General features: G+C 59.5%; 23 protein-coding genes. 10 read left to right on the top strand and 13 right to left on the bottom strand.

The features are described 5' to 3' along the window. Positions 1-26 precede the first annotated feature (26 nt). Both DSL70_RS00120 and DSL70_RS00125 read left to right on the top strand, forming a co-directional pair. A complete protein-coding gene (locus tag DSL70_RS00120) occupies positions 27-1607 on the top strand; it encodes an FGGY-family carbohydrate kinase (RefSeq protein WP_119305874.1) in 1581 nt (526 codons plus the stop codon). Positions 1608-1631: 24 nt separating this feature from the next. Beyond that, entirely contained in the window at positions 1632-3272 is a 1641-nt protein-coding gene (locus tag DSL70_RS00125; RefSeq protein ID WP_119305875.1) for a signal transduction protein, read from the top strand. 77 nt (positions 3273-3349) lie between these two features. On the opposite strand, the gene DSL70_RS00130 is transcribed toward DSL70_RS00125, so the two are convergent. The 8 genes from DSL70_RS00130 to DSL70_RS00165 form a co-directional block, all read right to left on the bottom strand. Then, on the bottom strand, positions 3350-4519 hold the full coding sequence (locus DSL70_RS00130; protein ID WP_119305876.1) for a Gfo/Idh/MocA family protein: 1170 nt from the start codon (positions 4517-4519) through the stop codon (positions 3350-3352). Between the two features lie 4 nt (positions 4520-4523). Then, positions 4524-5582, bottom strand: a complete 1059-nt coding sequence (locus tag DSL70_RS00135; RefSeq protein WP_119305877.1) for a sugar phosphate isomerase/epimerase family protein — start codon at positions 5580-5582, stop codon at positions 4524-4526. A gap of 4 nt (positions 5583-5586) precedes the next feature. Further along, entirely contained in the window at positions 5587-6645 is a 1059-nt protein-coding gene (locus DSL70_RS00140) for a LacI family DNA-binding transcriptional regulator (protein ID WP_119305878.1), read from the bottom strand. A 5-nt stretch (positions 6646-6650) separates the two neighbouring features. Continuing rightward, complete coding sequence (locus DSL70_RS00145) at positions 6651-7646, bottom strand: ABC transporter permease (RefSeq protein WP_119305879.1); 996 nt, start codon at positions 7644-7646, stop codon at positions 6651-6653. A 10-nt stretch (positions 7647-7656) separates the two neighbouring features. Next, positions 7657-8625: an ABC transporter permease gene (locus DSL70_RS00150; protein WP_119305880.1), complete on the bottom strand. Its 969-nt coding sequence runs from the start codon at positions 8623-8625 to the stop codon at positions 7657-7659. After that, a complete protein-coding gene (locus DSL70_RS00155; protein ID WP_119305881.1) occupies positions 8625-10121 on the bottom strand; it encodes a sugar ABC transporter ATP-binding protein in 1497 nt (498 codons plus the stop codon). Before DSL70_RS00155 ends, DSL70_RS00150 begins: the two co-directional genes overlap by 1 nt. A gap of 102 nt (positions 10122-10223) precedes the next feature. Next, positions 10224-11246: a substrate-binding domain-containing protein gene (locus tag DSL70_RS00160; RefSeq protein WP_119306540.1), complete on the bottom strand. Its 1023-nt coding sequence runs from the start codon at positions 11244-11246 to the stop codon at positions 10224-10226. A 235-nt stretch (positions 11247-11481) separates the two neighbouring features. Then, entirely contained in the window at positions 11482-12165 is a 684-nt protein-coding gene (locus tag DSL70_RS00165; protein ID WP_119305882.1) for a 4Fe-4S dicluster domain-containing protein, read from the bottom strand. Between the two features lie 411 nt (positions 12166-12576). Between DSL70_RS00165 and DSL70_RS00170 the strand changes: the two genes are divergently transcribed. Further along, positions 12577-13635 carry an aldo/keto reductase gene (locus DSL70_RS00170; protein ID WP_119305883.1) on the top strand — a complete coding sequence of 353 codons (1059 nt, stop codon included), beginning with the start codon at positions 12577-12579 and terminating at the stop codon, positions 13633-13635. Positions 13636-13738: 103 nt separating this feature from the next. Here the strand turns inward: DSL70_RS00170 and DSL70_RS00175 are convergent, their stop codons facing one another. The 4 genes from DSL70_RS00175 to DSL70_RS00190 all read right to left on the bottom strand — a co-directional run bounded on the left by DSL70_RS00175 (position 13739) and on the right by DSL70_RS00190 (position 16667). Next, positions 13739-14260, bottom strand: a complete 522-nt coding sequence (locus DSL70_RS00175) for a GNAT family N-acetyltransferase (RefSeq protein WP_205563117.1) — start codon at positions 14258-14260, stop codon at positions 13739-13741. Continuing rightward, on the bottom strand, positions 14257-15315 hold the full coding sequence (locus DSL70_RS00180) for a permease (protein WP_119305884.1): 1059 nt from the start codon (positions 15313-15315) through the stop codon (positions 14257-14259). Before DSL70_RS00180 ends, DSL70_RS00175 begins: the two co-directional genes overlap by 4 nt. Before the next feature lie 49 nt (positions 15316-15364). Beyond that, a complete protein-coding gene (locus DSL70_RS00185) occupies positions 15365-15685 on the bottom strand; it encodes an ArsR/SmtB family transcription factor (RefSeq protein ID WP_119305885.1) in 321 nt (106 codons plus the stop codon). Between the two features lie 133 nt (positions 15686-15818). Beyond that, positions 15819-16667, bottom strand: a complete 849-nt coding sequence (locus tag DSL70_RS00190) for a MurR/RpiR family transcriptional regulator (protein WP_119305886.1) — start codon at positions 16665-16667, stop codon at positions 15819-15821. A gap of 105 nt (positions 16668-16772) precedes the next feature. Here DSL70_RS00190 and DSL70_RS00195 point away from each other — a divergent pair, with 105 nt between their 5' ends. Genes DSL70_RS00195 through DSL70_RS00215 form a run of 5 tightly spaced genes read left to right on the top strand, consistent with a single transcriptional unit; the run spans position 16773 to position 21651 of the window. Continuing rightward, positions 16773-17510, top strand: a complete 738-nt coding sequence (locus tag DSL70_RS00195; RefSeq protein ID WP_119305887.1) for a 5-formyltetrahydrofolate cyclo-ligase — start codon at positions 16773-16775, stop codon at positions 17508-17510. A 39-nt stretch (positions 17511-17549) separates the two neighbouring features. Continuing rightward, positions 17550-18524: an ABC transporter substrate-binding protein gene (locus tag DSL70_RS00200; RefSeq protein WP_119305888.1), complete on the top strand. Its 975-nt coding sequence runs from the start codon at positions 17550-17552 to the stop codon at positions 18522-18524. Beyond that, positions 18521-19291 carry an ABC transporter ATP-binding protein gene (locus DSL70_RS00205; protein WP_119305889.1) on the top strand — a complete coding sequence of 257 codons (771 nt, stop codon included), beginning with the start codon at positions 18521-18523 and terminating at the stop codon, positions 19289-19291. Before DSL70_RS00200 ends, DSL70_RS00205 begins: the two co-directional genes overlap by 4 nt. Next, complete coding sequence (locus DSL70_RS00210) at positions 19281-20891, top strand: ABC transporter permease (RefSeq protein WP_119305890.1); 1611 nt, start codon at positions 19281-19283, stop codon at positions 20889-20891. The genes DSL70_RS00205 and DSL70_RS00210 overlap by 11 nt, the downstream gene beginning before the upstream one ends. Before the next feature lie 19 nt (positions 20892-20910). Then, the gene (locus DSL70_RS00215) at positions 20911-21651 is read left to right on the top strand and encodes a 5-formyltetrahydrofolate cyclo-ligase (protein ID WP_119305891.1); all 741 of its coding nucleotides are present in this window, start codon (positions 20911-20913) and stop codon (positions 21649-21651) included. A gap of 209 nt (positions 21652-21860) precedes the next feature. Here DSL70_RS00215 and DSL70_RS00220 read toward each other — a convergent pair whose 3' ends face one another. Further along, positions 21861-22790 carry a LysR family transcriptional regulator gene (locus DSL70_RS00220; RefSeq protein WP_119305892.1) on the bottom strand — a complete coding sequence of 310 codons (930 nt, stop codon included), beginning with the start codon at positions 22788-22790 and terminating at the stop codon, positions 21861-21863. Between the two features lie 118 nt (positions 22791-22908). Here DSL70_RS00220 and DSL70_RS00225 point away from each other — a divergent pair, with 118 nt between their 5' ends. After that, the gene (locus tag DSL70_RS00225; protein WP_119305893.1) at positions 22909-23775 is read left to right on the top strand and encodes an alpha/beta fold hydrolase; all 867 of its coding nucleotides are present in this window, start codon (positions 22909-22911) and stop codon (positions 23773-23775) included. A 55-nt stretch (positions 23776-23830) separates the two neighbouring features. Next, positions 23831-25207, top strand: coding sequence for a C4-dicarboxylate transporter DcuC (dcuC, locus tag DSL70_RS00230; protein ID WP_119305894.1), 1377 nt, complete (start codon positions 23831-23833; stop codon positions 25205-25207). Positions 25208-25326: the final 119 nt, after the last annotated feature.

The following is a 25326-nucleotide window of genomic DNA, read 5'->3' on the forward strand; positions in this document are numbered from 1 at the left end:
GCAAGGCGGGATCCGGGAGGAAAAACATGTATTACATCGGCATTGATGTCGGGTCTGCCAGCACGCGGACCGGGGTCTATGACGCAGGCGGCACCCGCCTTGCCTTTGCGACCCGCGCCATCAAACAGTTTCACCCCAAGGCCAATTTCGTCGAGCAGTCATCTGCCGACATCTGGGGAATGATCTGCGAGGCTACGAAAGAGGCCGTTCAAAAGGCCGGGATCGACCCCGCCCAGATCCGCTCCATCGGCTTTGATGCCACCTGCTCTCTGGTTGCCGTTGCAGAGGACGGATCGTCCATTTCGGTGTCTGAAGGCGGTTCCGCCGAGCAGGACATCATCATGTGGATGGACCATCGCGCGGACGCGGAAACGGCAGCCATCAACGCCACCGGCCACGATGCCCTGAAATATGTCGGCGGCGAAGTTTCCATCGAGATGGAACTGCCCAAGATCCTGTGGCTGAAAAAGAATTATCCCGATCGCTATGCCGCCGTCTGGCGCTTCTTCGACCTTGCCGACTATCTGGTCTGGCGCTGCACCGAGGGCGACACGGCAAGCACCTGTACCCTCACCTGCAAATGGAACTATCTGGCCCATGAAGGGCGCTTTCCGACCGACATGCTCGACGCCGTCGGCCTCACTGACTTGACGGCCAAGGTTCCGGCCAAGGTTCTGCCGCTTGGCGATTCCGCCGGTGTTCTTGGCAAGGTTGCAGCGTCCCAGCTCGGTCTGCCGGAAGGCATCACCATCGCCGCCGGCATCATCGATGCCCACGCCGGTGGGCTGGCGCTGATCGGAGCGGAGCCGGACGGTGGACTGGCGCTCATTTCAGGCACCTCCAACTGCCATATGATCGTCAATCAGAATCCTGTCATGGTTCCCGGCGTCTGGGGCCCCTATTTCGGCGCCATGCTGCCCGGCTTCTGGCTGGGAGAAGGCGGCCAGAGCGCAGCCGGATCGCTGGTCGAATGGACCATCCACCAGTGCGAGGCCTGGCCTCAGCTGCAGGAAGAGGCCAAGGCGGCGGGCAAGCATCCGATTGCCCTGCTCAATGAGTGGGTTGCCGATCTGGAATCCCGTGAGGCCAATCCGACTGCGGCCCTGCATGTGCTGGGTGACCATCATGGCAACCGCTCTCCGCGCGCCAATCCCCATGCTCGTGGCGTGGTCTCCGGCCTGACGCTGGAAACCGGACGCGACCAGCTGGCCCGGCTCTATCTGGCCACCCTGCAGGCCGTTGCCTATGGCACGCGCCACATCATCGAGGAAATGAGCAAGGCGGGCCATTCCATCAAGACTCTCTATGTCTGTGGTGGCGCAACCAAAAACCCGCTCTGGCTGAGAGAATATGCCAACATCACCGGTCGCGATATCCAGATGGCCAGTGAGGAGGATGTTGTCACCCTTGGCGCGGCGATCCTCGGCGCTGTGGCTTCAGGCGACTTCGCAAGCATTCCGGCCGCCAGTGCCGCTCTCGTCCAGCCGGGCGCCAGCGTCAAGGCCGATCCATCAACCGCTGCCTTCCATGCAGCAAAATATCAAGTCTATCTCAATCTCTATGACAACCGCGAACATCACAATGCGCTGATGGCTGCGGTCCTCTGATTTGCAATATTCGGGAGTTGAACCATGTTGAAATTGCCTGAACCGGCCGAGCTGATCACAGCTGGCGACAAGGAAATCCTGGTCGTCACCAACGCCGACCTGCGCGAAAGCGCCAACGTGCCTTGCTGGCCCGTTTACCAGAGCTTCTCCGAAGCGCTGGAAAAGGAGCTCAATGCCCAGGGCTACAAGATGAAGCGGGCCCATCCTTATCATGAAGACCGCAAGCACGGCTTCATCTCTTCCCAGAAGGAAGGCTCCGAGCTGTTCTCCCGCATCGATCCGGACGCTCCGCTGATCGTGCTGCTGACCGCCTGGCAGTATTCCCACCATATCGCGCCATCGCTTGCCAAGCATCGCGGCCCGATTCTGCTGATGGCAAACTTTGATGGCACCTGGCCGGGGCTCGTCGGCATGCTCTGCATGGCTGGCACCCTGACCTCTCTGGGTGTTTCCTATTCCCGCCTGTGGTCGGAAAAATGCGAAGACGAGTTCTTCAAACAGGGCCTGGCCACATGGCTAAAAGACGGCAAGCTTGAGCAGGACACCAGCTATCTCAGCGACGTGACTGCCGATCATCCGCTGATGAAAAGCGATGCCGGGCAGGATGGCGTCAAGGTTGGCGAATATATCCTCAAGCACAAGGCCATTCTCGGCCTGCATGACACCTTCTGCATGGGCATGATGAACGGCTTCTTCCCGGTCAAGGCTCTCACCGACATCGGCATGCCGCTTGAGTCTCTTTCCCAGTCGGCCCTGCTGGTCGAAATGGCAAAGGTTCCTGCCGAGCTGCGCGAAGACTGCCTCAAATTCTATGAAGACCGCGGCATGCAGTTCCAGTGGGGCAGCGACAACGCAACCGAGCTGACCCGCGAACAGGTGCTCGAACAGTGCGCCATGATGATTGCCATGGCCCGCATCACCACCCGCTTCGGCCTCACCGCCGTTGGCGTGCAGTATCAGCAGGGCCTCAAGGACTGCTGCGCCGCTTCCGACTTTGCCGAAGGCGCCATCGGTTCCACCGAACGCTTCCCGATCCCGGACGAAGACGGCTCCATCATCGCCGAAGGCAAGCCGATTCCGTGCATCAACGAAGTGGACATGGGCACCGCCATTCCGCAGGCCATGCTGTTCCGTCTGCTCGACGCCATGGGGCTTCCATCCGAAACCACCCTGCATGACGTCCGCTGGGGCAGCGAATTTGAAGGCACCTTCTACTGGGACTTCGAGATTTCCGGTTCCGTTCCGTTCGAACACCTCAAGGGTGGCATCAAGGGAGCCAAGGGCTTCCGTCAGCCAGCCATGTTCTTCCCCAAGGGTGGTTCGACCATTTCCGGCCAGTGCAAGGCAGGCACCTTCATCTGGGCGCGCGCCCACTATGAAGGCACCGAAGTGATCATGCACATCGGTACCGGCATGGGACATGAACTTCCGGAAGCCGAATTTACCCGTCGTCTTCTGGCCACCAACAAGGAATGGCCGCTGATGAACGCCACTCTCGATGGCATGGGCCGCGATGATCTGATGGCCGGACACCAGTCCAACCACATCACCATCGCCTATGTACCGGAAGACAAGCTGGCCTATGTGCTGAAGGCCTTCGTGGCCCAGGCTCTGACCCAGGGCATCAAGGTGAAGATTGCCGGTACGGCAAAAGACATGCTCTAGGCTCTCTTAAGTTAAAGAGACGAAGGGGATGCGGCACACCGCATCCCCTTTTTATTTCCTATCAGATCGTCGCCGTATCAGGCCTTGTCCTTGAGGGACACCCAAACGCCACCCTTTGCCGAAGATTCAAGGCTTGCGGTGACAAAGGCCAGACCGTTGACACCATCATTGGCATTCGGCACGAGAGCTGCCGCCTCGTTCTTCTCGATGGCATCCGCCGCATCGCGGTAGATATTGGCAAAGGCTTCCAGATAGCCTTCCGGGTGGGCGGCTGGGATACGGCTACCTGCCACGGCTGCCGGGGTATTCTCCACCCCGTTACGGCGCAGCAGGCGACGCGGTTCGCCAAGCGGCGTATACCACAGCTCTTCGGGCTTTTCCTGCCACCATTCAAGGCCGCCCTTGGCGCCATAGATACGCAGCGAGAGATTGTTGCCATTGCCAGCAACCACCTGACTGGCCCAGATCGAGCCGCGGGCCCCGTTGGCATAGCGCAGCAGCACACAGGCATCATCGTCAACCTTGCGGCCCGGCACCAGCGCCGTCAGCTCGGCCAGAATCTCGGTTGGCTCGACGCCAGCCACGAAGGCAGCCAGATTGTAGGAATGGGTGCCGATATCACCGATGGCTCCGCCCTGCCCGGCCTTCTTGGGGTCATTGCGCCAGTTGGCCCCTGCGGCTTCCGGGTCTTCATCCGGCGCGGCGAGCCAGTCCTGGGCATATTCCACCTGCACCCGGCGCAGCTCGCCGATGGCACCGTTGGCCACCATTTCGCGCGCCTGGCGCACCATCGGATAGCCGGTGTAGGTGTGAGTGAGGAACAGGGTCTTGCCGGTCTTCCTGACGGTCTCGGCCAGAATCTTCGCGTCTTCAAGCGACGTCGTCATCGGCTTTTCGCAAATCACGTGGAAGCCAGCTTCCAGAGCTGCCTTGGCCACCGGGAAATGCAGGAAGTTCGGCGTCACGATGGCGATCACGTCAGGCCGGTCTTGCCGTCCCGCTTCCGCCTTGATCATTTCCTCGTAATTGTCATAGGCACGTTCCGGCGCAATGCCGATGGCGACGGCAAAGGCCTTGCCGCGTTCGGGATCATTGTCCAGCGCTCCGGCGACCAGCTCGTAACGGTCATCAATGCGCGATGCGATCCGGTGAACCCCGCCGATGAAGGCGGTAACGCCACCACCCACCATGCCCAGCTTGAGCTTGCGGTGGCTTACGATCTTCATGTTGGTATCGTTGAGGGCCATGGGATCAGTCCTTTTCAAGGCCAAGCAGACGGCGGTTTGTGGCTTGATCCACGCCGGAGCTGGCAAAATCGTCAAATGCGTGTTCGGTCACGCGGATGATATGATCGGCAATGAAGGTTGCCCCTTCGCGGGCGCCGTCCTCAGGATGCTTGAGAGCGCATTCCCATTCAAGAACCGCCCAGCCGGGGAAGTCATACTGGGCCATTTTCGAAAAGATGGCCTTGAAGTCGACGGAACCGTCGCCCAGCGAACGGAAACGGCCCGGACGATCTACCCAAGACTGGTAGCCGCCGTATACACCGGAGCGGCCGCTGTATTGCAGTTCGGCATCTTTCACATGGAAGGCCTTGATGCGATCATGATAGATGTCGATGAAGGCCAGATAGTCCAGCGCCTGTAGCACGAAATGAGACGGATCATAGAGAATGTTGGCGCGGCTGTGGCCGCCCAGCTCCTCAAGGAAACGCTCGAAGGTCACCCCGTCGTGCAGATCCTCGCCCGGATGCAGTTCATAGGCGACATCGACGCCGATCTCCTCGTGATAGTCCAGAATCGGCTTCCAGCGTCTGGCCAGTTCGGAGAAGGCTTCTTCCACCAGACCGCCCGGGCGCTGTGGCCATGGATAAACGTAGGGCCATGCGAGGGCACCGGAAAAGCTGACGTGGGTCGCAAGACCGAGATTCTTCGAGATGAGACCGACCTTCTTGACATGGTCGACGGCCCAATCCTGCCGTGCCTTGGGGTTGCCACGGACAGCGGCGGGGGCAAAGGCATCGAACAGCGCGTCATAGGCCGGATGCACGGCGACCAGCTGGCCTTGAATGTGGGTCGACAGTTCGGTGATCTGCACGCCGATTTCAGCCAGCTTGCCCTTCAATTCGTCGCAATAGTCGGTGGAAGTGGCCGCCAGATCCAGATCAAACAGATTGTCGCCGGTCGGGATCTGCAAACCCTTGTAGCCCAGATCCGCAGCCCAGTGGGCAATGGCGAAAAGATCGTTGAACGGGGGCTTGTCTCCGACGAACTGAGCCAGAAACAGCCCGGGGCCTTTCAGTGTTTTCATAGGGTCAATCTCCTTGTTGCGTCCCCGATCTTGCGTCGTCGAAAGGCGCAACCGAATTTCGGGTAATGAGCTCGGTTGAAAATTGCTGATCCTCAAGCACTTCATTCCGGGCCAGCGGGTCTGCGGCTTGGGAGGAGAGCTTGCGGATCATCATCGCCATGGCAGCGCGTCCGATTTCGCGCCGTGGCTGGTAAACCGTTGTGAGGGGTGGATAGAAGATGGAGGCAATCAGTGTGTCGTCGAAACCGACAAGAGACACGTCTTCCGGAATCGAAAGTCCCTTTTCTCTCAGGGCACTGGCGGCACCGATGGCCATCTGGTCACTGGACGCAAAGATGGCACTGAACTGCCCCCCATCCGCCAGCAGCCGAGCCGTCTGGTCATAGCCCGCGTTGAGGCTGAAATCTCCCGGCATGATCAGGCTTTCGTCCACGGGCAATCCCGCCTTCTGGAGAGCCTGTCGATAGCCTTTCAGACGGGCCTTGCCAAGATACTCATTGAGCGGGCCGGTCAGGTGCACGATGCGCTTGTGTCCCTTGGCAATCAGATGGGCAACGGCCCCTTCGGCGGCGGCCACATTGTCCACCCGCACGGTCGGAGCCTTGAGACCATCGATTTCCTCAAGGGCCACGACAATCGGCGGCAACCGGTCCGTCTGTTCGAGCAGCTTCTGCGGAAAGCTGCCGATCATCAGGATGAGGCCATCAGCATGACACTCGCGCACAGCCTCGATATAGTGGGTGATGCGTTCGTCGTCTTCCCGCGCATCGCCCATCAGAACCTTGTAGCCAGCCGCAAATGCCGCCTCTTCAACCCCCTTGTAGATATCAAGATAGAAGGGGTTGGAGATATCACGCACCAGAAGAATGACGGTATTGCTCTTGCGCGAGCGAAACATGCTCGCCTGGCGATTGGGAACAAATCCGGTCTTCTCTACCGCATCCATCACCTTCTTGAGGGTCGCCTCACGCACCTTGTCCGGCTGGGCAAGGGCGCGGGAAACCGTGGCCGTAGAAACGCCTGCGGCCTTGGCAACATCGCGGATATTGGGCTGGTCAACCATGGTGATTAGATCCGTGCACTTTTCTGACGTCCATAGAACATGAGCAGCAGAAGCAGGGTGCCGCCAAAGATCAGCTGGCGGCCCCAGAATTCAAGATGCAGCGTTGTCAGAACGCTCTGCAGCAGAATCAAGGCAATTGCTCCCGCAACCGTCCCAATATAACCACCAGATCCACCCGCAAGGGAAGTGCCGCCGATGACAACCGCGATAATTGACGGCAACATATACTGGTCACCTACACTAATGAATGAGTTGCCTGTGTAACCGATAACAAAAACCCCGGTAAGACCGGCAAGTGCGCCGGAAAGACCGAACACGATGGTACGGATGGCCTTCACCGGCAACCCGACCAGACGGGCGGCCTGCGGGTTGGCTCCGACAGCATAGATGGACAGGCCGAACGCCGTGGCGCGCAGCATGAAGACCATGCCGATGATCAGCACCAGCCAGATGAACAGGATGCCCGGAATGCCGAAGACAACCGGCTGATTGATGAAGTTCATCAGGGCCGGGGCAGCATTGCCCGAAGGAATGCCACGCGAGAAGACCACAAGGCCGCCCTGAATGACCGAGGTCATGCCAAGGGTCATGACAAGGGGCGGAATGCGGATCAGGTTGACGCCCAGTCCGTTGACCATGCCGATGAGGAAGGTGACACCGCTGGCGACAATGACCGCCGGAATGATGCCGCCGTTGCTGCCGTCCATGACGTTGCCGGCGATGACAGCGCCAAGCGAGATCATGGCACCGACTGACAGATCGATGCCTTCGCCACCGGCCAGCACCACCAGATTCTGGCCAGCTGCAGCAAAGCCCAACAGGGCCGCAACCGTCAGCAGCTTGATGATCTGGTCGCCACGGGCAAAGCCGGGAGAGACCGCTTCACCGATACCCAGCAGGATGATGATGGCGAACAGGGCGAGCACCACGGGTTCGCGCAGGATCGCGGCAAGACGCAGACGGGCGTTTTCAGAGTTCATGTTGCTTGAAGTTTCAGACATTTCAATCTCCTCACTTGCGCGCCACGAGAACGCCGCCAGCCAGCGCGGCCAGAACGATCAGCCCCTGCACCAGCGTCTGATATTCGAAGGGCAGTCCGGCAAAGAAGATCACGTTGCCGATCATGCCGAGCAGCAGAGCCCCGAAGATGGAGCCAACAGCGCCACCGACGCCGCCTGACAGCATGGTGCCGCCCAGAACCACGGCCGAGATCGAGCCCATAGCAAGGCTCTGACCGAGCAGCGGGTCACCACTGGCCGTCTCACCCGTCAGGCACAGGGCCGCGAACCCGGCAAACAGGCCGCAGAGGGCAAAGGACAACAGCCGGGTGAAACTCATGTCGATACCGCTCTGGAACGCCCCGGCGCGGTTACCGCCGACAGCCTTCAAATGGCTTTCAAAGGGCCGACGCTTCATGATGAGCACAAAGACAAAACCAGCCACCAGGATCCAGAGTACCGTCGGAACGCCCAGAATGGTGCCGCCATAGGTCATCCAGTAGACATCGGGCACGGCAAGGCCCGCCTGCGGCAGGATCCACAGGGCCAGCGCCGAGAAGATGATGCCGGTGCCGAAGGTTGCGACCATCGGCTGCAGGCGTAGATAGCTGATCAGCAGGCCGTTGAAGGCGCCACAAAGCACCGCAACGACGAGACCTGCCACAAGGCCAATCGGCACGCTGGCGCTGTCGCCACCAGCCATGGCAATCACGCTTACGGTGACCACGTTGACCAGCGCCGCAATGGAACCGACAGACAGATCGATGTCCCCGCCCATGATGACGAAGGTCTGGCCGATCGCCACCAGAATGAGCGGCAGAAAGGTGGTCAGGTTGGAATGCAGCACCATGCCGTCAAAGAAAGATGGCTGCAGATACCAGTTGATGAGGATCAGGACCACAAGAAAGCCAAAGGCTACGAACCAGGCAGGCTTCTTGAGCGAGCCCGAAGCCGGTTTGGCTGCGGAAAGGGTGTTTTTCATCAGGCCTCTCCATAGGCTGCGCGGGTCAGATGGAAACTGTCCATCTCGGCGCCGGAAAGTTCGGTGACAATTGCCCCGTCGTTGAACACGGCAATTCGGTCGCAGTTGTCGAGCAGTTCGGATTCCTCGCTGGAATAGAGCAGAACGGCAACGCCGGAATCGGCCAGACCGCGAATGAGGGCGAACAGGTCGGCCTTGGCCGCAAGGTCGATGCCCTTGGTCGGGTCATCGAGCAGGATCAGCTGCGGATTGGTGGCCAACCAGCGGGCAATGAAGATCTTCTGCTGATTGCCGCCCGAAAGGGTGCCGATGGCATCGGTCATGCGGGCATATTTGGTCTTGAAGGCAGAAGCGACCCCGGCCAGTTGCGGCTGCAACTCCTTGGCACGCACCAGCTTGCGGCGTTCGCTGACCAGAATGGCGGCCGCCAGATTCTCAAAGATCGAGCGACCGGGAAGCGCAGCATCCGGGCCCCGGTCACCGGAGACATAGGCAATCTTGCGATGCACAGCATCGGCCGGTTTGCGAATGGACACGGGTTCGTTGTTCAACAACACCTCACCCGATGTGATCGGCAGGGCGCCGAACAGACTGCGCAACAGGGTCGATTGCCCCTGCCCCTGCAGGCCACCAAGACCGACGATCTCGCCGGGCGCCACGGAAAGAGAGACATTGTCAAGCTGAGCACTGCCAACCGCATCGAGCTTGAGCAGTGGCGCCTTGTCGTCCTCATCCCGGAGCTGTCGTTTGGGGGCCTTCTTCACATCCCCCACCATCATGTGCACCACATGTTCTGGTGTCGTGTCGGCAATGGTGGTTTCGGCCACAACAGCACCGTTTCGCATGATGGTCGCGTGATCGCAGATCTCGAACACTTCATCAAGGCGATGGGAAATAAAAATGGTGGAGACGCCTTCCTCGCGCTTCTTGCGCAGAATGTCAAAGAAGACTTTCACCTGTCGGCCATCGAGCGCAGCGGTTGCCTCATCCATGATGACGATGCGCGGCTCTTTGGCATAAACTTTCAGGATTTCAACGATCTGGCGTTGACCGGGGGTCAGATCCGCCACCAATGCATCGGGGCGGATATCGTCGCCAACCGCCTCCTTGAACATCTCCAGCAGCTTGAGCGTCTCGGCGCGCATCCTGTCGCGATCGATGAAGCCCAGACCATTGCGCGGTTCGCGCCTCAGAAAGATGTTGGCCTCAACTGACATTTTCGGGATCAGGCTCAACTCCTGATAAAACAGGGCAATACCCATCTGTTCGGCATCGCGCGGACTGCGGAAGGACACTTCCTTGCCGTCGATGAGAACGGTCCCGGAGGTGGGCGCATAGGCCCCGGCGACAATCTTGGACAGGGTGCTCTTGCCGCATCCATTGGCACCAAGCAGTGCGTGGATTTCCCCACGTTCAACCGTCAGGCGACCATCGGTCAACGCATGAACCTTGTCGAACCGCTTGGTGAGATCGCGCACCGTAATTGCTGGAGACATGACAATCCTCGGATTTTGCAAAGTCTGGACGCCCGCCCGCGATCAAGAATCGCGGGACGTTGAAATCCCTCATTGACGGGAGCAGGCGGGCGCCTGGTTCATTTATTTGAAGAAAGCTTCGGCTTCTTCCGGCGTGACAACGTCGCTCACGGACCAGTAGCCGGGCTTGTCTTTGGCTTCAGCGAGCTTTTCATCGAGGTTGTTGTTGTCGATGAACGGGATCGGAATGTAGATCGCGTTGCCATAGACACCTTCAAAGATGCCGTCCTTGAATTCCTTGCCCTGCATTTTCATCACGGCAACGTTGAGCGCGGAAGCCATAACGCCGGGAGGATTGACTGAAGCGGCAGAGTTCAGACCCTGTTCCTTCCAGGTCACCATGAAGTCCTTGCGGATTTCGCCGGTGGCGGCAATGCTGTCAGCCTTGTTGGCAGCCATGATGGAGCGCCATGCACCGGCAGCCATACCATCCTGCACCCATACGCCCTGAATGTCAGGATAGGTTGCGAGCAGGTTCTGCATGGCCTGCTGGCCCTGAGCCTGATCCCAGTTGGCGTTGGCTTCGTTCAGTACCTTGATGTCCGGATGAGCGGCGAAGGCTTCCTTGTAGCCTGCAACGCGCATTTCGTTGGCCGGGTTGCCTGCCACACCATTGATGGTGACCACATTGCCCTTGCCCTTGAGGGTTTCAGCCAGCCATTTGGCAGACTGGAAGGCCCACTGCTTCTGGTCGATGCCGACATAGATGGCATCCTTGGAAGAAACCTCTGCGTCTGTTGCAATGACCATGATGCCGCGTGCCTTGGCCTGTGCGAACACAGGATTGAACGCTGACGGGCTATTCGGATCGATGATGATCGCATCAACACCCTGGTTGATGAAATTGCGCACCTGGCCGACCTGACCCTGCGCGTCCACGTTGCCACTCTGGACAACGACTTCAACGTCTACGCCCTTGGCTTTCCATGCCTCGGCTGCGGCCTGTGCCTCTTCAATCATCTGGGTGCGCCATTCGCTGCCAACCCAGCCATTGGACAGTCCGATCTTGAAGCTTTCTGCATTCGCTACGGACGCAGAGACCCCTGCCGCAACCAACATGGTTGCAGCCAAAAACCATTTCTTCATCATATCGATTTCCTCCAACCAAACATAAATGTAACCGATTACATTTATGTTTCCATTTCCAAGGCACACGAGCCATGGTTGGGATATATTCATAATGTAATCGGTTACATTTGTCAATGCCTCAATCAAAGTCGCCGCTTTTGGGAAAAATGGCCGTGATTTCAATCCTATCCCTCTTTCGGGTGAAAGATCGAGCCAGAGCGGGATTGAAAATGTGATCCGGGACGAGGAGACCTCAGGAGAGGCTCTCGATTTCCTTGTGATAGAGACGCAGCGCCCGCATGTGGAAGGACGCCTGTTCAGGCGCAAGCTGATAGTCCTTGCCCACCGGGCAGGCACGACGGGCAAGGCAGCCGTTTGTCATGCAGTCCTCCGAATCCGGGCCTGCCAGATGGTCGGCGCAGAGCTTGATTTCCAGCCCCCTGTTTGAGAAGGCACCAACCGGACAAGCTCCAAGACACGGCGTGTCAACGCAGCTTTTACAGGGATGTTGCGTCTTTTCATGCTCGGGCAATTCCAGACGCTCTGCGAACAGAAGCGCTCCGCGGGTGGCGTGCCAGAGGCCATAGACAGGATGGATCTCGATGCGCAGGGGAGACTTGAAGCAAGTCCCGGTTCGCTTGTCCCATCGCTGGAAGGGATAATAGGGCCGGTCAAACGGAAAGACCGGATGCGCGCCGAACTGCCCGGCGATAACCTTAAGCCTGCGCTCGGTCCACTCATCCAGCGGGTGAGGGCAATCGGCCCGTTCCTTCTGGAATTCCTGCCACATGCGCGGACCAACGCTGCCAACGACAAGCAGGGTGGCCACTGCCTGCCCATCGGGTAACAGGGGGACATCATCAGCCGCCTCGGGATAAAAACCCCCACGCAGAAAAAAGCCGCACTGCTCCAGTGCATTTTCGAGCGCTGATTTCATTTTCTTCTCCGTGGCCCTGATTGGCGCTGAAACAAACCCGGCGCCATGCCTTGTTCATTCCGCCGATGCCTTTGGCGCCGCTACCCTAATCCCCTCTGTCATCGAATCGCAAGACGCAACGGCAGGAAAGCACCCGTGACCGTCCCAAGCGACGTGCTTTTTTCATCCATTGATCGGTCTTGAACGATTGAAATTTTCCCATATGCTCGTCATTCGGGATATGATGATTTCTCCAGACAGATCCGGTCGCCCCTCACATGAAGATCACAGAGGTTACGCAAGGGCCGAACACCCATCCGTCCGCACCGACCTTGCGCCATTCCAGCTCCGGCCGCCCCAATGGTTTACGCCGGAATTGACCCGCCAACATTCGTTCCAGAGGCTCCACCGGGATCACATGAGGACAGTTCGATGAAATATAATTATCTGGGCCGGTCAGGCCTCAAGGTATCGGCCCTGCAACTGGGCACAATGACCTTTGGTGGTGAAGGCTTCTTTGCCAAGGCAGGCAGCACCGGGCTTGAGGGCGCTCGCCGCCAGATTGCCATGGTGCTCGACGCCGGGGTCAACATGCTGGACACCTCCAACATCTATTCGGATGGTCTTTCGGAGGAAATCATCGGCGCGGCAATCGAGGGTCGGCGCAACGAGCTGTTGCTGGCAACCAAGGTGCGCTTCCCGACTGGCACAGGCCCCAATGACCGGGGCCTGTCGCGCCACCACATCATAGAGGCCTGCGAAGCGAGCCTCAAGCGGCTGAACACCGATCACATCGACCTCTACTGGTGTCACGAATGGGACGGCCAGACACCGGTTGAAGAAACCCTGCGGGCCATGGATGATCTGATGCAGGCTGGCAAGATCCGGTATCTCGGCGTTTCCAACTTTTCCGGCTGGCACATCATGAAATATCTCGGAGCCGCCGAGCGGGATCGTCTGGTGCGTCCCATCGCCCAGCAGATCCATTACACGCTACAGGCACGGGAAGCCGAGCAGGAACTGTTGCCCGTGGGGATCGATCAGGGTCTCGGCGCTGTGATCTGGTCGCCGCTCGCCTGTGGCCTGTTGACCGGCAAATACCGTCGCGGCCATCCGGACCCGGAAGGCACCCGCCGTGTCCTTGGCTGGACGGAACCACCGGTTTATGACATCGAGGCGCTCTATGATATTGTGGAAGTCCTGCTTGAGGTTGCCAATGCCTATGAGGGGGCGACGCCTGCACAGGTGGCTCTTGCCTGGCTGATAAGTCGGCCCGGCGTTGCCAGCGCCATTGTCGGCGCACGGTCCGATGAACAGTTGGCGGACAATCTCAAGGCCGTCGATCTCACGCTCGATGCCGAGGCTTTGGACAAGCTTGAAAAGGTCAGTCGCAAGCCGCTCGCCTATCCCTATTGGCACCAGCGGGTCACAGCTCCGGACCGCCTGTCGGAAGCCGATCTGTCACTGATCTCACCGCATCTTGACGACTAGGACTTCGGCTGTGTTCGTCACTGGCCACACCAAAAAACAGCAAAGCCCCTCGGGTTCTCCCGAGGGGCTTTTTGTATTCCAGTCTCGCCAGACAGTGTTGGCATCAGTCGATGCCGACGATCCTGCTGCGCCGCTCCATCATGATGGTGTCGCGCCATGTGCCCTTGAGCGGGCCAAAGCTCATGCGGCCGACCTTTTCCCGCGTCCCGACGGTTCTGAAGCCGCAGGCCCGGTGGAGGGCAAGGCTCGCTTCGTTTTCGGGAAAGATCTGGGCAATGAGGCTCCAGTAGCCCCGCTCCTCGGACAGCCGGATCAGCGCTTCGAGTGTAGCTCGTCCCACTCCCTGTCCCTTGCTGGCCGGTGCGATATAGATCGATACCTCTCCGACACCGCGGTAGACACACCGGTCTGAAACCATCGCAACACCGGCCCATCCGGCCAGTTGCCCATCCACCTCAGCAACAAGGGCAAATCCCTTGTCTTCCAGATAGGTCCGGGCGAATTTCTGCCAGTCGTAAGGGTCGGATCGGAATGAGGCATGTCCTGTTGCCAGCCCGGCAGCATCAATGGCAGAAAGAGCAGTGGCATCCTCCGCGCGTGTTGCCCTGAAACGGATACCCATCATGACAGCCACCCCTGAAACAACAGTCCGGCGAGGAAGGAGCCCGAAAGGGCCAGACCGATATAGAGCAGGAACACCGGCGGGCGGACCAACGCCCAGACGGCAATCGCGGCGGGCAGAGAACTGGCGCCCCCGGCAACAAGAAAGGCCAGCGCGGCTCCCCCGGCCATGCCCTGTTCCATCAGGCCATGAACCAGCGGCAGTGCTGCATAGCCGTTGAGATAGGCCGGGACGCCCACCAGCGCTGACATGCCGATAACGCCAATGCCATCACCGCCAAGGGTCCGGGCGACCAACTCACCGGGAACATAGGCGATCATCAGGCTTTCAAGAACAAAGGCCAGCGTCAGCCACTTGAGCAGGAAGACTGTCGTCTCGACGAACCGCCGCCTGAACATCTGTTTTCGGTCGCTATCCTGCCAGAAGGCCCAGGCCACCGGCTCAGCCTCAGGCCCCTTTTTCCGACTGCTGCAACACCCGCCGCAACCACTTGTCTTGCGCAATGGAGACGACAACAGACCGGCTCTCTCGGCGGCAAAGGTCACCCCGCCGCCCAGCAGGCCCAGCCCGATGGCCGCCAGCGTCTTGGCAATGGCGAATTGCCAGCCCATCACGCCTGCTGTCAGCATGAACATCGACGGATCCATCACCGGCGAGGCGAGCCAGAAGGCCATGACGGCGGAAACGGGAACCCCTGCCCCGAGCAACGCCGCGACCAGAGGGATCACGCCGCAGGAGCAGAAAGGCGACAATGCCCCCACCAGCGCGGCCATGACGATCATGACGGCGGGTGATCCGGCAAAGGCCCTTGCGATCAGGGCATCGGCACCCGAGGCTGTGGCATAGGCGCTGAGCAGAATGGACAGGATGAGGAATGGCCCGGTCTCTGTGAGGGAGGAGGCCACCAGGTTCAGCGTTGCCCGGCCCTGATCCGGAACCCAGATCAGCAAGGCAAGAATGATCGCGGCAGACAACAGCCAGACCAGCTGTCGTTTGGCGGCGGCACCCAGATTGCCCAAAAGGCTGTCCGGGGAGGTGGAAGCATAGGAGTCAAACAAAACTATATCTCCGGTTTTATAGTTTTTTAAAAGCCAAAGAAAAGAGGCCTCAGATGGCCTCTTCCCTGTTTTCCAGCGTCACGCCAGTGCAGCATTCCGACGTCAGAAAGCCGATCGTCTGGCGGACCGCATCGAAATCGACACGGCTCCTGACCTCACGACCATCACGCTCCTGAACGATCAGCCCTGCGCTGACGAGCGTCTTCAAATGATGTGCCAGGGTCGATGCAGGCAACCCCGTGGCGACAATCAGCTCTCCCACGATCAGTCCGTCGTCCCCTGCGCGGACGAGCAGACGGAAGATGCAAAGCCTTGCATCGTGACCAAGGGCAGAAAGAGCCGAGGCATAGGACTCGAGTGTATGCTTCATAAACGCAATATAACCGGTTTTATAGTTCTATCAAGAAAAAAGTTGGGGAGCCGGATTCGGCAGCCGCCAACCTGCGCTGCAGGGCATGGTGAAAACCCAATGCAATCAAGGGGAAACGTCTAAGGAACGAAAGCTAGTTGAAGCTGTCGAACTCTTCCTTGATGCTGTCGACAATTTCCGCCCGCTGCTGGGCGGACTTGCCTGCATGAGCCGCATAGGTCAGGGCGAGCAGGCGAACCGCGCTGCTCACGGCGGTGAGGGAAGCCCCAAGAGCAAAGCTTGTCACATGGCAGGGCAGCACCACCTTGGAGACGCGCTGCATCTCGAAAAGCGACGTCCGGTCGGTGATGGTCACTACATTGAGGCGGCTGGTCTTGGCGTAACTCAGGATCGATTTGAGCAGTGGAGGATGCGGGGGCAAAGTTATCAACAGCAACACGTCCTTCGGGCCGGTCATCGCCAGATCTTCCGCCCACGACCCCTGATTGATACCCAGCAGCATGACACTGTGGCGCAGCCGCGAAAACAGCAGGCGCACATAACGGGCAATTCCTTCTTCTGCCCCCAGCCCCAGCACCCAGACGCGCGGAGCCTTGTCGATCAGTTCGGCGGCTTCCCTTATCTTGTCGGAGCGCATTTCCTCGAAAGTGCGCGTCAGATTCTTCAGTTCCAGCTCCAGATGCGCTCCAATGGCCCGGCCCATGGCCATCTGATCGGAGTTGGTCACTGACAATTCATAGGGTTCGGACTGGTTGCGCTCCTCGCGGGCCTGAAGCTTCACTTCGTTGAAGTCGGCATAGCCCAGATGCTGGAAGAAGCGGGCCGCCGTTGCCTTGGAAACTCCTGCCATTTCAGCAATTTCGGTCGCCGAATGCGTGAGAATATCGTCCTGACGATCAAGGATCAGCTGCGCGAGCTTCTTCTCCCCCGCCGTCAGCTTGGCGTATCTCTCCTGAATTCTCAGCACAAGGCGCGATGCCATCAACTCCTCCGATTCTTTGCAGTAGCATAAAAAAACACTAGCAGCCCTCTTGCAATAATGAAACAACAGTTTCATGATTATGAAACAGAGAAACGAGAGGACAGCATGAGTCATTCACGGCTGATACGCAAGGGCATATGGCAGCGACTGAAAGATGTCGCCCGGGCCGACGTGCGCTTTCATCTCGATTTCTCCGAAGTCATTCCCGATTTTGACGGCTCCGATGTGGCCACCGGTCGCGTGTTGGCGCTGGATGCCTTCAAGGACTGCCAGCTTGCCTTCGTGACACCGGACAATTCCCTCACGCTGCTGCGCCAGAAGATGATCGAGGCGGGCATTCCTCTGGTCATGTCCACCTACAACATCCGTCGCGGCTTCCTCTATCTGGAGCCGGGTGTCGTGCCCAGGGGGGCCGAACTCTTTGCCTCATGGCTGGAGGGGATGGAGCATTTTGCAAAACCGGTGTCGCTGGAAGAGATCGCACGCAAGGGGCGGTTCGACTTTGCCGCGACCGGCGCATCTGCCGTTTCCTCCCGGGGCATCCGCTTTGGCAAGGGACATGTCTATTTCGATCTCGAATGGGGCATGTTCACGGATCTGGGTCTCATGGAGGAAAAAACGCCGGTTGTTTCCATCGTGCATGATGTGCAGGTGACCGACGAGAATGTCATCGCCAGCGACCTCGACATTGCCATCGACATGATCGCGACCCCGGAAAAGCTGATCCGGGTCGAACGAACCGAACGACGCCCACGCGGCATTCGCTGGGATCTTTTGAGCAAAGACCAAATTCTGGACATCCCGCCTCTGGCCGAGCTGGCCCGGATCAGGGGCGTTTTATAGCAACAACCACACTTCCCGAGACAAATGGAGACACTGAACATGAGACTTGCTCTGGACAGACGCCGATTTCTTTCCCTGATGGCAGCATCTGCCGCCCTGCCAACCATGGGCCGCTTTGCAAGCGCTGCATCGCCCTTTGCCTTTCAGGCTTCCTGGATCAACGATGCCGAATTCACCGGCTATTTCGTTGCCATGGACAAGGGCTACTATGCCGAGGAAGGTCTTGACCTTTCCTATGCATCCGGCGGCCCGGACGTCATTCCGGAAAGCACCATTATTGCAGGCAAGGCCGACCTCACGCTGACCACGCCGGACACCACCATCAAGGCGATCACCGAGCAAGGCGCACCGTTCAAGATCATCGGCACCCAGTATCAGAAGAACCCGATCGGTATCGTTTCTCTGGCCTCCAACCCGATCAAGACTCCTGAAGACCTCATCGGCAAGACCCTTGCCGTGCCGCCGGTCAACGTGATTTCCGTTGAAGCCATGCTGAAGATCTCCGGCGTCGATCGCTCCAAGATCAACATTGTGCCCTATGCCTATGATCCGACCCCGCTGATCAAGGGCGAAATCGACGCATCCCTCGACTTCACCACCAACGTGCCGTTCACCATCAAGCAGGCTGGCGCCGACGCGACCTCCTTCCTGCTCTATGATTTCGGCTTCACCATCTTCAACGACACCGTTGTTGTCACCGAAGAGACCCTGAAGACCAAACGCAAGGAACTGGTTTCCTTCCTCAGGGCTTCCCGCAAAGGCTGGGAAGAGAACTTCAAGGATCCGGCCGCCTATCCGCCGAAATTTGCTGACAGCTGGTTCAAGGGCACCGGTCGTTCCATCGACAACGAGCTCTATTTCAACAACGCCCAGAAGCCGCTGATCGAAGCCGCCGGCGGCATTTTCTCGATGAGCGAAGAAGCCATCGAAGCCAACATCAAGGCGCTTGCCGAAGTGGGCATTTCCGCCAAACGCGAACATTTCGACACCACGCTGCTGGAAGAAATTGCATGAGTGCCGAACACGGTATCACCATCAATCACGTGTCGCGATCCTTCAAGGGTCGCGGCGCGGTCGTTCAGGCCCTGAGCGATGTGTCCCTCGCCTGTCCGGAAGGCTCGTTCACGGCCCTGATCGGGCCGTCGGGCTGTGGCAAGTCGACCATCCTGCGGCTGGCGCTGGGGCTTGATGCTCCGGACACCGGCGATGTGATGATCAGCGGCATGACCCCATTCAAGGCGGCCAGAAGCGGCAAGACGGGTGTTGCCTTCCAGGATGCGGCACTGATGCCATGGCGCACCGTGGAAGACAATATCATGCTGCCCCTTGACGTGCTCGGGCACAAGCGGGCCGACTATCTGGCCGAGGTGGCCAAGCTGGTCGATCTGGTGGGGCTCAACGGTTTCGAAAAGGCACTGCCCGGCGAGCTGTCCGGTGGCATGCGCCAGCGCGCGGCCATCGCCCGTGCTCTCATCACCCGCCCGGAAATTCTCTTTCTGGATGAACCCTTTGGCGCGCTCGACCAGATCCTGCGCCGCCAGATGAACATCGAGCTGCAACGCATCTGGATGGAAAGCCGGGCAACAACCCTGCTGGTCACCCATGGCATCGACGAGGCCATTTTCCTTGCCGACCGTGTGGTGGTCATGCAGAGCAAGCCGGGGCGGATCAGCCGCGTCATCGATGTGCCGTTCGACCGGCCACGCAAGCCCGCCCTGTTTTCCGATCCTCGCTTCCATGCCCTTGAGAAGGAAATCGCGGAGGCGCTGGATGGCCAGTAACAGGACCGCTCCAGAGAGGTCCGACGCCCTCTCCCCGATCCGCAAGCTGCTGCACTCGTCCACCTTGCGCAACTGGCTCTTGCTGTTGATCATCTGGGAGATCATCGGTCAGTTGCGACTGGTTGCCGATGGTGCCCTGCCTGCGCCATCCGCCATTCTGGCGCGGCTGTGGGTCGACTGGTCCGACTATCCGCCGCATATTCTGGCGACACTGGAAGGGGCAAGCGCCGGCTTTCTCATCGGCAATGCCCTGGCGATTGCCGCAGGGGTGCTGTTCGCCATCTTCCCGATCACCCAGCGGCTGGCACGCGGGGTCAATGTGGCGTTGTTCGCCCTGCCGCCGATTGCCGTTTCGCCAATCCTTGTCATCACCTTCTCGGGCATGACGCCCCGTATCATTCTGGCGGCCATCGCCTGCTATTTCGTCACCATGAGCGCCACCGTAACCGGCATCCAGCAGACCGACCGACGCATTGTCGATGTGGTCCGGGCCTATGGCGGTCGCCAGTGGAAGACGCTTGTTCACGCGCAAATGCGCAGCGCCATCCCATCCATATTGGCGGGCCTCAGGATTGCGGCCCCCAATGCGGTTCTTGGCTCCATTCTAGCGGAGTTCGGCGGCGGCGGTCGGTATGGACTGGGGGTCTATCTGATCGGTTCGCTTGGCCGGGGCGAGCCCGACCGACTGTGGGGAATCGGTCTATCAGCAACTGTGATTGCGGGGCTCGCCTATCTCCTCTTCTCCCTGCTGGCAACCCGCCTCACAGGAGCATCCAAGGCCGTTACCGTGCCAGCCAGTCCGCCAGCAACCAAGGCCGAGAAAAATCCGCTGGTCGAAGCAGCTCTGATCACGGTGTCCTTTGCCTTGCCGTTCCTGTTATGGGGGCTGTTGCTCTCCATCATGGGCACTCCGGCGATGATCGCCAAGACGCCGCTTGGCGTGTTTGACTATCTGTTCATGATGCCCAACAGCCCGGCAAGCCTTGGCAAGCTGGCGATGGCCCTCAGCGAAACCCTGCCGATGACGATGATCGGCATGGCCATGGGGCTGTTCTTTGCCTTTGCGCTGGCGCTTTGTTCGGTGCTTTATCCGGCCATCATTCGCGGCTTCATGCCCGTGGCGCTGGTCACCCAGACCATGCCACTGGTCGCCTTGACGCCGCTGTTGGTGCTGATCCTCGGGCGCGGCCCCTCGGTCATCCTGTGGATCACCGTGTCGGTCACCTTCTTTCCGGCCTTCGTCACCATGGCACAAGGCCTGTCCATGGTGTCGCGCGCCGCCATCGAGGTGCCCAAGGCCTATGGTGCCGGACCGGTCAAGCAGCTCTGGCTGGTCTCCATTCCAGCCTCCCTGCCCTATCTGTTTGCCGCAACCCGGCTTGCGGTTCCCCGGGCGCTGCTGGGTGTGATGATTGCCGAGTGGCTCGCCACCGGCAAGGGCCTTGGCAATCTGCTCAACCAGTCCCGCGGCTACCTCGACTATGGCATGATCTGGTCGGTCGCAGTGGTTTCGGTGCTGATATCCGTTCTCTTCTATCAAATCGTGGTCGCCATCGAACATCGCGTGCTTACCAAGCGCGGCATGGCACCTGCACAATAAGACATCACGGAGTTTCCCCATGGATATTGTTGATCACAAGATCAAAGTCCGCGAGCGCGTTTGGCGCGAGTTGCGCAAGGTCGCTGTTCCCGACAGCCGCTTCCACTTCGATTTTGGCGAATTCATCGCCGATTTCGAAGGCGGCGAAGCAGCAGTTCAGCGGCTGGTTGACCATGAATACTACCAGAAATCGAACTATATCTTCATCACGCCGGACAACTGCCTCGACCGCCTGCGCCTCAAGGCGCTGGAAGACGGCAAGACGGTGCTGATGACGACCTATTCGATCAAGCGCGGCTTCTGGCTGCTCGATCCGAAGACGATTGCTCCGGAGCTCTATCTCTATGCCTCGACACTGGACGGCATGGAACGGGTTGGCCGACCGGTCAGCCTCAAGGAGCTCGCCGAGATGCCAAAGGTCGACTATATGGTCACCGGCACGGGCGCCATCAACACCAAGGGCATCCGCTTCGGCAAGGGCCATGGCTTCTTCGACAGCGAATGGGGCATGCTCTACCAGATCGGTCGGATCTCCACCGAAACCCCGTCGGCAGCCGTGGTGCATGATTGCCAGCTGCTGGAAGAGGAACTGACGCCGGATGTCTATGACACGGTTGCCGACGCCATCTTCACACCGACCCGGACCATTCTGGTCGATGGGCCACACAAGCCGACCTGCGGTATTCTGTGGGACCGTCTCGATCCGGTGATGTTCGAGACCATTCCGCCGCTGCAGGAACTCAAAGCCATGGGCCTGTGAGCTGACCAAAGGCGCATCTGGCCAAATACCTCGTATTGCGGCAGAGCCGTGTTTAAGCGCTCTATCCAGCCTTATATCCGTTTCGTGAAGGGTCCCCGCAGGTCTCCTGACACCGAAGGAAAGGCCCGTGTGACCCCTCTCGCACGGGCCTTTTCCTGTTTTCGAGCCAGCCCATCGCGTATCCTGATCCTGAGGCCTTGCGAGCAGCCTCACACCTCGCCCTTGCCCATGAGGGGAATGATCGAGCCATCGACCGCACACTCTGCCACCCGCTCGCGCAGCATCTCGGTCAGGCGCAGAACCATCGGGTCAGGATCATCATCGCGATGGCGAATTACCCCGAATGCCACCCAGCGGGTGGGCGACAGGGGACGGGTGGTAATCAGCCGGTCATCCATGGCCAGCACGCTCAGCCGATCAATGATGGTCACTCCGGCACCGTTGGCAACAAGATACTGGGCCATCTGCGAAGACCCGGCCAGCACTTCGTGCTCGATCCGCACGTCATGGGCATCGAACAGGGCGTCGGTCTGGCGCCGCAGCAACATGCCCGGAAATTGCTGCACCAGCGGCACGGTCGCCAGATCCTGAAGGGTCACCACCTCCTTCCGGGCAAAGGGATGGTCGGTGGGCATCAGCACCTCCAGCACCGTCCGGCCGATCGGCGTGCTCTCCGCAGCCCAGTGGGTGATAGGGACGTTGCCGAACCCCAGGTCATACTCCCGCCCGTTGATCCAGCTTTCGATATCCCGGTGCGACCGGATGTCGAGAGACAGTTTGACGTCGGGATTCTCGCGCGTGAACCGGGCGACGACGGGCGCCACCACCGACAGCGCGGCGCGCGGCATGGTCACCATCCGCAGCCGCTTGAGCCGATGGGCGCGGATTTCCTCGGCAATCCGCGGGATCTCGCTAAGACCGGCCAGAATCCGTCGAGCCTCGCGGTTGAAGGCTTGCCCCTCCTCGGTGAGATAGAGCCGCTGCTTTTCGCGCCGGAACAGCGAAATATGCAACTCGCTTTCCAGCAGCATGATCAGGCGACTGACCGCAGGCTGGCTCAGGTTCATCACCCGCGCCGCGCCGCTGACTGTTCCTTCCTGAACGACGGCGTTGAACGCTTGCAGCTCCTTGATATTCATGACGCAACCGATACTTCATCAGCAAATTTTATAATCTTATCGACACCATGCATTATGCATATGAACTGCCCGTCTTTACAGTGAAATCATCAAGACACTCAAAGAAACGAGGTACAGCATGTCCTCACAAGAGCCATCGCCCTGGTCGGCTCCGCTGATGGAACTGGTCCGGTCCCTGCCAGCGCGGCAGAGCGTGGAGGTCAACGGGCTGCCGATATCCTACCGCTCCATGGGCGAAGGCAGGCCAATTCTCTTTTTGCATGGCCTTCTGGGCAGTGCAGACAGCTGGCTGTTTCAGTTGCACGACCTGTCATCCCGCTACCAAATCATTTCGTGGGACGCGCCAGGCTATGGGCAATCCGCCGAAGTCGAACCGGACATCGAGGTGTTTGCCGAGCAGTTGCGCGGCTTCATCGCGAAACTGGCGCTGCCATCCCTGACCGTTGTCGGCCATTCCATGGGTGGAACGCTGGCGGCCCGGGTTGCCGCCGACCCTGAGCCGCGGATCGGGCGGGTGATCCTCTCCTGCACGCACCCGGGTTATGGCGAGCCTTTGGATACGCCCCCAACCGCCAAACTTGTCGACCGGATCCGCGCACTCAAGGAAGAAGGAGGCGAGGCCTACGGCCGGGAACGGGCCACCAACATGGTCGCCCATCCGGTGGATCCCTTCGCCCTGGAAACGGCAGCCTATGTCGCCTCAGGCACCAAGGCCGACGGCCTGTTCTCGGCAACGCGGATGCTGCAATTTGCCGATCTGCGCTCCTTCTACGAGAAGATCACGATCCCGATGCTGGTGCTTTTCGCCCAGAAGGATCCTGTCGTCCGGCCCGAACTTTCCGCCGAACTCAGGGCTCTGACACCACAGGCAACACAAAAGACATTGCCCAACGTGGGCCATGCGCCCTATCTGGAGGACAAGGAAAACTATGAACAGGTCATCACATCTTTCATCGAACATTCCTCCAGTCATTCCGAGCCATGAACGCCCGGATCCATCAGTCACACCTAGACCTGCTTAAAATCTGGGAGGAAAAAGTATGTTAGGTTTTCTCATCGGCCTTGTTGTCACGATTGTCGTGGCATGGCTCATCATCAAGAAATACCAGTCACACACCGTGCTGCTGCTGGCCGGCCTGCTGCTTCTTGCGCTGACGCTCGTTGTCGCACCCGAAAGCTCGATTCTGTTCAAGAAGGCCAAGTCGACGGGTCTGTCGCTGTTTGACATCTTCGACTATGTCCGCGGCTCGCTGGCCTATCGTGCGGCAGGGCTTGGCATGATCATCATGGCGGCCGGTGGCTTTGCCAAATACATGGACCATATCGGGGCCACGGATGCCATGGTCGATGTCGCCATTCGCCCGCTCAAGCTGCTGAACGCGCCTTACGTGGTGCTGGCGCTTGGCTATGCCGTCGGGCAGGTGCTCAACATCTTCATCCCCAGCGCCGCCGGCCTTGCCATGTTGCTGCTGGTCACCTTCTACCCGACCCTTGTCCGGCTGGGCGTCAGCCGCGCAGCAGCGGCTGCCATGATAGGCACCACCGCCGTGCTTGACCTTGGTCCGGCGTCCGGTGCGTCCAACCTTGCAGCCAAGACCGCCGAGCTTGATGTCGCGGTCTATTTTGCCCAGCATCAGCTGCCGGTAGGCATTGCCGCCATCATCGTCATCTCCATCCTGACCTATGTCAGCGCCCGCTATTTCGACAAGAAGGAAGGGCATGTGGTCGAAGCCGAGGCACACGATGTGGATCCGGCCAAGGCTGATGGCAAGAAGTCCGCACCAGCCTTCTATGCGCTGCTGCCGATGCTGCCGCTAGCGTTGATCCTCGTCTTCTCCAAGCTGCTCATCAGTTCGGTCAAGCTTGACGTTGTCACCGCCATGCTGATCGGTGCGCTCGTGGGTCTGGTCTGCGAAACCATCCGCCATCGCAATGGCAAGGCTGTCACCAAGGGCTTCATGGCCTTCTTTGACGGCATGGGCCAGATGTTTGCCCGCATCGTTTCCCTGATCGTCTGTGCCGAGGTATTTGCCGCCGGTCTGACGACCATCGGAATGGTCGACTTCCTGATCAACGCGGCCCAAGGGTCTGGTTTCGGTGTCACGGCCATGACCATCGTCATGTGCGCCATGGTCACGGTCATCGCAGTCATCACCGGCTCCGGCAATGCGGCCTTCTTCTCCTTCGGCCATCTTGCACCCAATATTGCTTCAAGCTTCGGAGCTGCCTCGGTCTCCATGCTGCTGCCGATGCAGCTGACCGCCGGTCTTGCCCGGTCCATGTCGCCGGTTGCCGGTGTCATCATCGCCGTCAGCGATGCCGGCCAATGCTCCCCTATCGACATCGTCCGTCGCACCGCCCTGCCTGTTGCAGGCGGCATCCTGACGGTCGTTCTGTTCGGGATCATCTTTGCCTGACGACTGGTCAAAGACGCTTTGGGGCAGTAGAGTGACGGTCCTCACCGGAGCCCTACTCCCCCGACCCTTTCTCAAACGATCAAAGGCGGCACCTGATGCCGCCCACAAAGAGGCATGAC

The sequence above is a fragment of the Cohaesibacter haloalkalitolerans genome, assembly GCF_003574655.1.
GTDB classification, from domain to species: domain Bacteria; phylum Pseudomonadota; class Alphaproteobacteria; order Rhizobiales; family Cohaesibacteraceae; genus Cohaesibacter; species Cohaesibacter haloalkalitolerans.

What these genes read in the sequence shown, in the direction of transcription:
- DSL70_RS00120 (WP_119305874.1), top strand. Translation starts at nt 27, where the DNA reads ATGTATTACATCGGCATTGATGTCGGGTCTGCCAGCACGCGGACCGGG.
- DSL70_RS00125 (WP_119305875.1), top strand. Translation starts at nt 1,632, where the DNA reads ATGTTGAAATTGCCTGAACCGGCCGAGCTGATCACAGCTGGCGACAAG.
- DSL70_RS00130 (WP_119305876.1), bottom strand. Translation starts at nt 4,519, where the DNA reads ATGGCCCTCAACGATACCAACATGAAGATCGTAAGCCACCGCAAGCTC.
- DSL70_RS00135 (WP_119305877.1), bottom strand. Translation starts at nt 5,582, where the DNA reads ATGAAAACACTGAAAGGCCCCGGGCTGTTTCTGGCTCAGTTCGTCGGA.
- DSL70_RS00140 (WP_119305878.1), bottom strand. Translation starts at nt 6,645, where the DNA reads ATGGTTGACCAGCCCAATATCCGCGATGTTGCCAAGGCCGCAGGCGTT.
- DSL70_RS00145 (WP_119305879.1), bottom strand. Translation starts at nt 7,646, where the DNA reads ATGTCTGAAACTTCAAGCAACATGAACTCTGAAAACGCCCGTCTGCGT.
- DSL70_RS00150 (WP_119305880.1), bottom strand. Translation starts at nt 8,625, where the DNA reads ATGAAAAACACCCTTTCCGCAGCCAAACCGGCTTCGGGCTCGCTCAAG.
- DSL70_RS00155 (WP_119305881.1), bottom strand. Translation starts at nt 10,121, where the DNA reads ATGTCTCCAGCAATTACGGTGCGCGATCTCACCAAGCGGTTCGACAAG.
- DSL70_RS00160 (WP_119306540.1), bottom strand. Translation starts at nt 11,246, where the DNA reads ATGAAGAAATGGTTTTTGGCTGCAACCATGTTGGTTGCGGCAGGGGTC.
- DSL70_RS00165 (WP_119305882.1), bottom strand. Translation starts at nt 12,165, where the DNA reads ATGAAATCAGCGCTCGAAAATGCACTGGAGCAGTGCGGCTTTTTTCTG.
- DSL70_RS00170 (WP_119305883.1), top strand. Translation starts at nt 12,577, where the DNA reads ATGAAATATAATTATCTGGGCCGGTCAGGCCTCAAGGTATCGGCCCTG.
- DSL70_RS00175 (WP_205563117.1), bottom strand. Translation starts at nt 14,260, where the DNA reads ATGATGGGTATCCGTTTCAGGGCAACACGCGCGGAGGATGCCACTGCT.
- DSL70_RS00185 (WP_119305885.1), bottom strand. Translation starts at nt 15,685, where the DNA reads ATGAAGCATACACTCGAGTCCTATGCCTCGGCTCTTTCTGCCCTTGGT.
- DSL70_RS00190 (WP_119305886.1), bottom strand. Translation starts at nt 16,667, where the DNA reads ATGGCATCGCGCCTTGTGCTGAGAATTCAGGAGAGATACGCCAAGCTG.
- DSL70_RS00195 (WP_119305887.1), top strand. Translation starts at nt 16,773, where the DNA reads ATGAGTCATTCACGGCTGATACGCAAGGGCATATGGCAGCGACTGAAA.
- DSL70_RS00200 (WP_119305888.1), top strand. Translation starts at nt 17,550, where the DNA reads ATGAGACTTGCTCTGGACAGACGCCGATTTCTTTCCCTGATGGCAGCA.
- DSL70_RS00205 (WP_119305889.1), top strand. Translation starts at nt 18,521, where the DNA reads ATGAGTGCCGAACACGGTATCACCATCAATCACGTGTCGCGATCCTTC.
- DSL70_RS00210 (WP_119305890.1), top strand. Translation starts at nt 19,281, where the DNA reads ATGGCCAGTAACAGGACCGCTCCAGAGAGGTCCGACGCCCTCTCCCCG.
- DSL70_RS00215 (WP_119305891.1), top strand. Translation starts at nt 20,911, where the DNA reads ATGGATATTGTTGATCACAAGATCAAAGTCCGCGAGCGCGTTTGGCGC.
- DSL70_RS00220 (WP_119305892.1), bottom strand. Translation starts at nt 22,790, where the DNA reads ATGAATATCAAGGAGCTGCAAGCGTTCAACGCCGTCGTTCAGGAAGGA.
- DSL70_RS00225 (WP_119305893.1), top strand. Translation starts at nt 22,909, where the DNA reads ATGTCCTCACAAGAGCCATCGCCCTGGTCGGCTCCGCTGATGGAACTG.
- dcuC (WP_119305894.1), top strand. Translation starts at nt 23,831, where the DNA reads ATGTTAGGTTTTCTCATCGGCCTTGTTGTCACGATTGTCGTGGCATGG.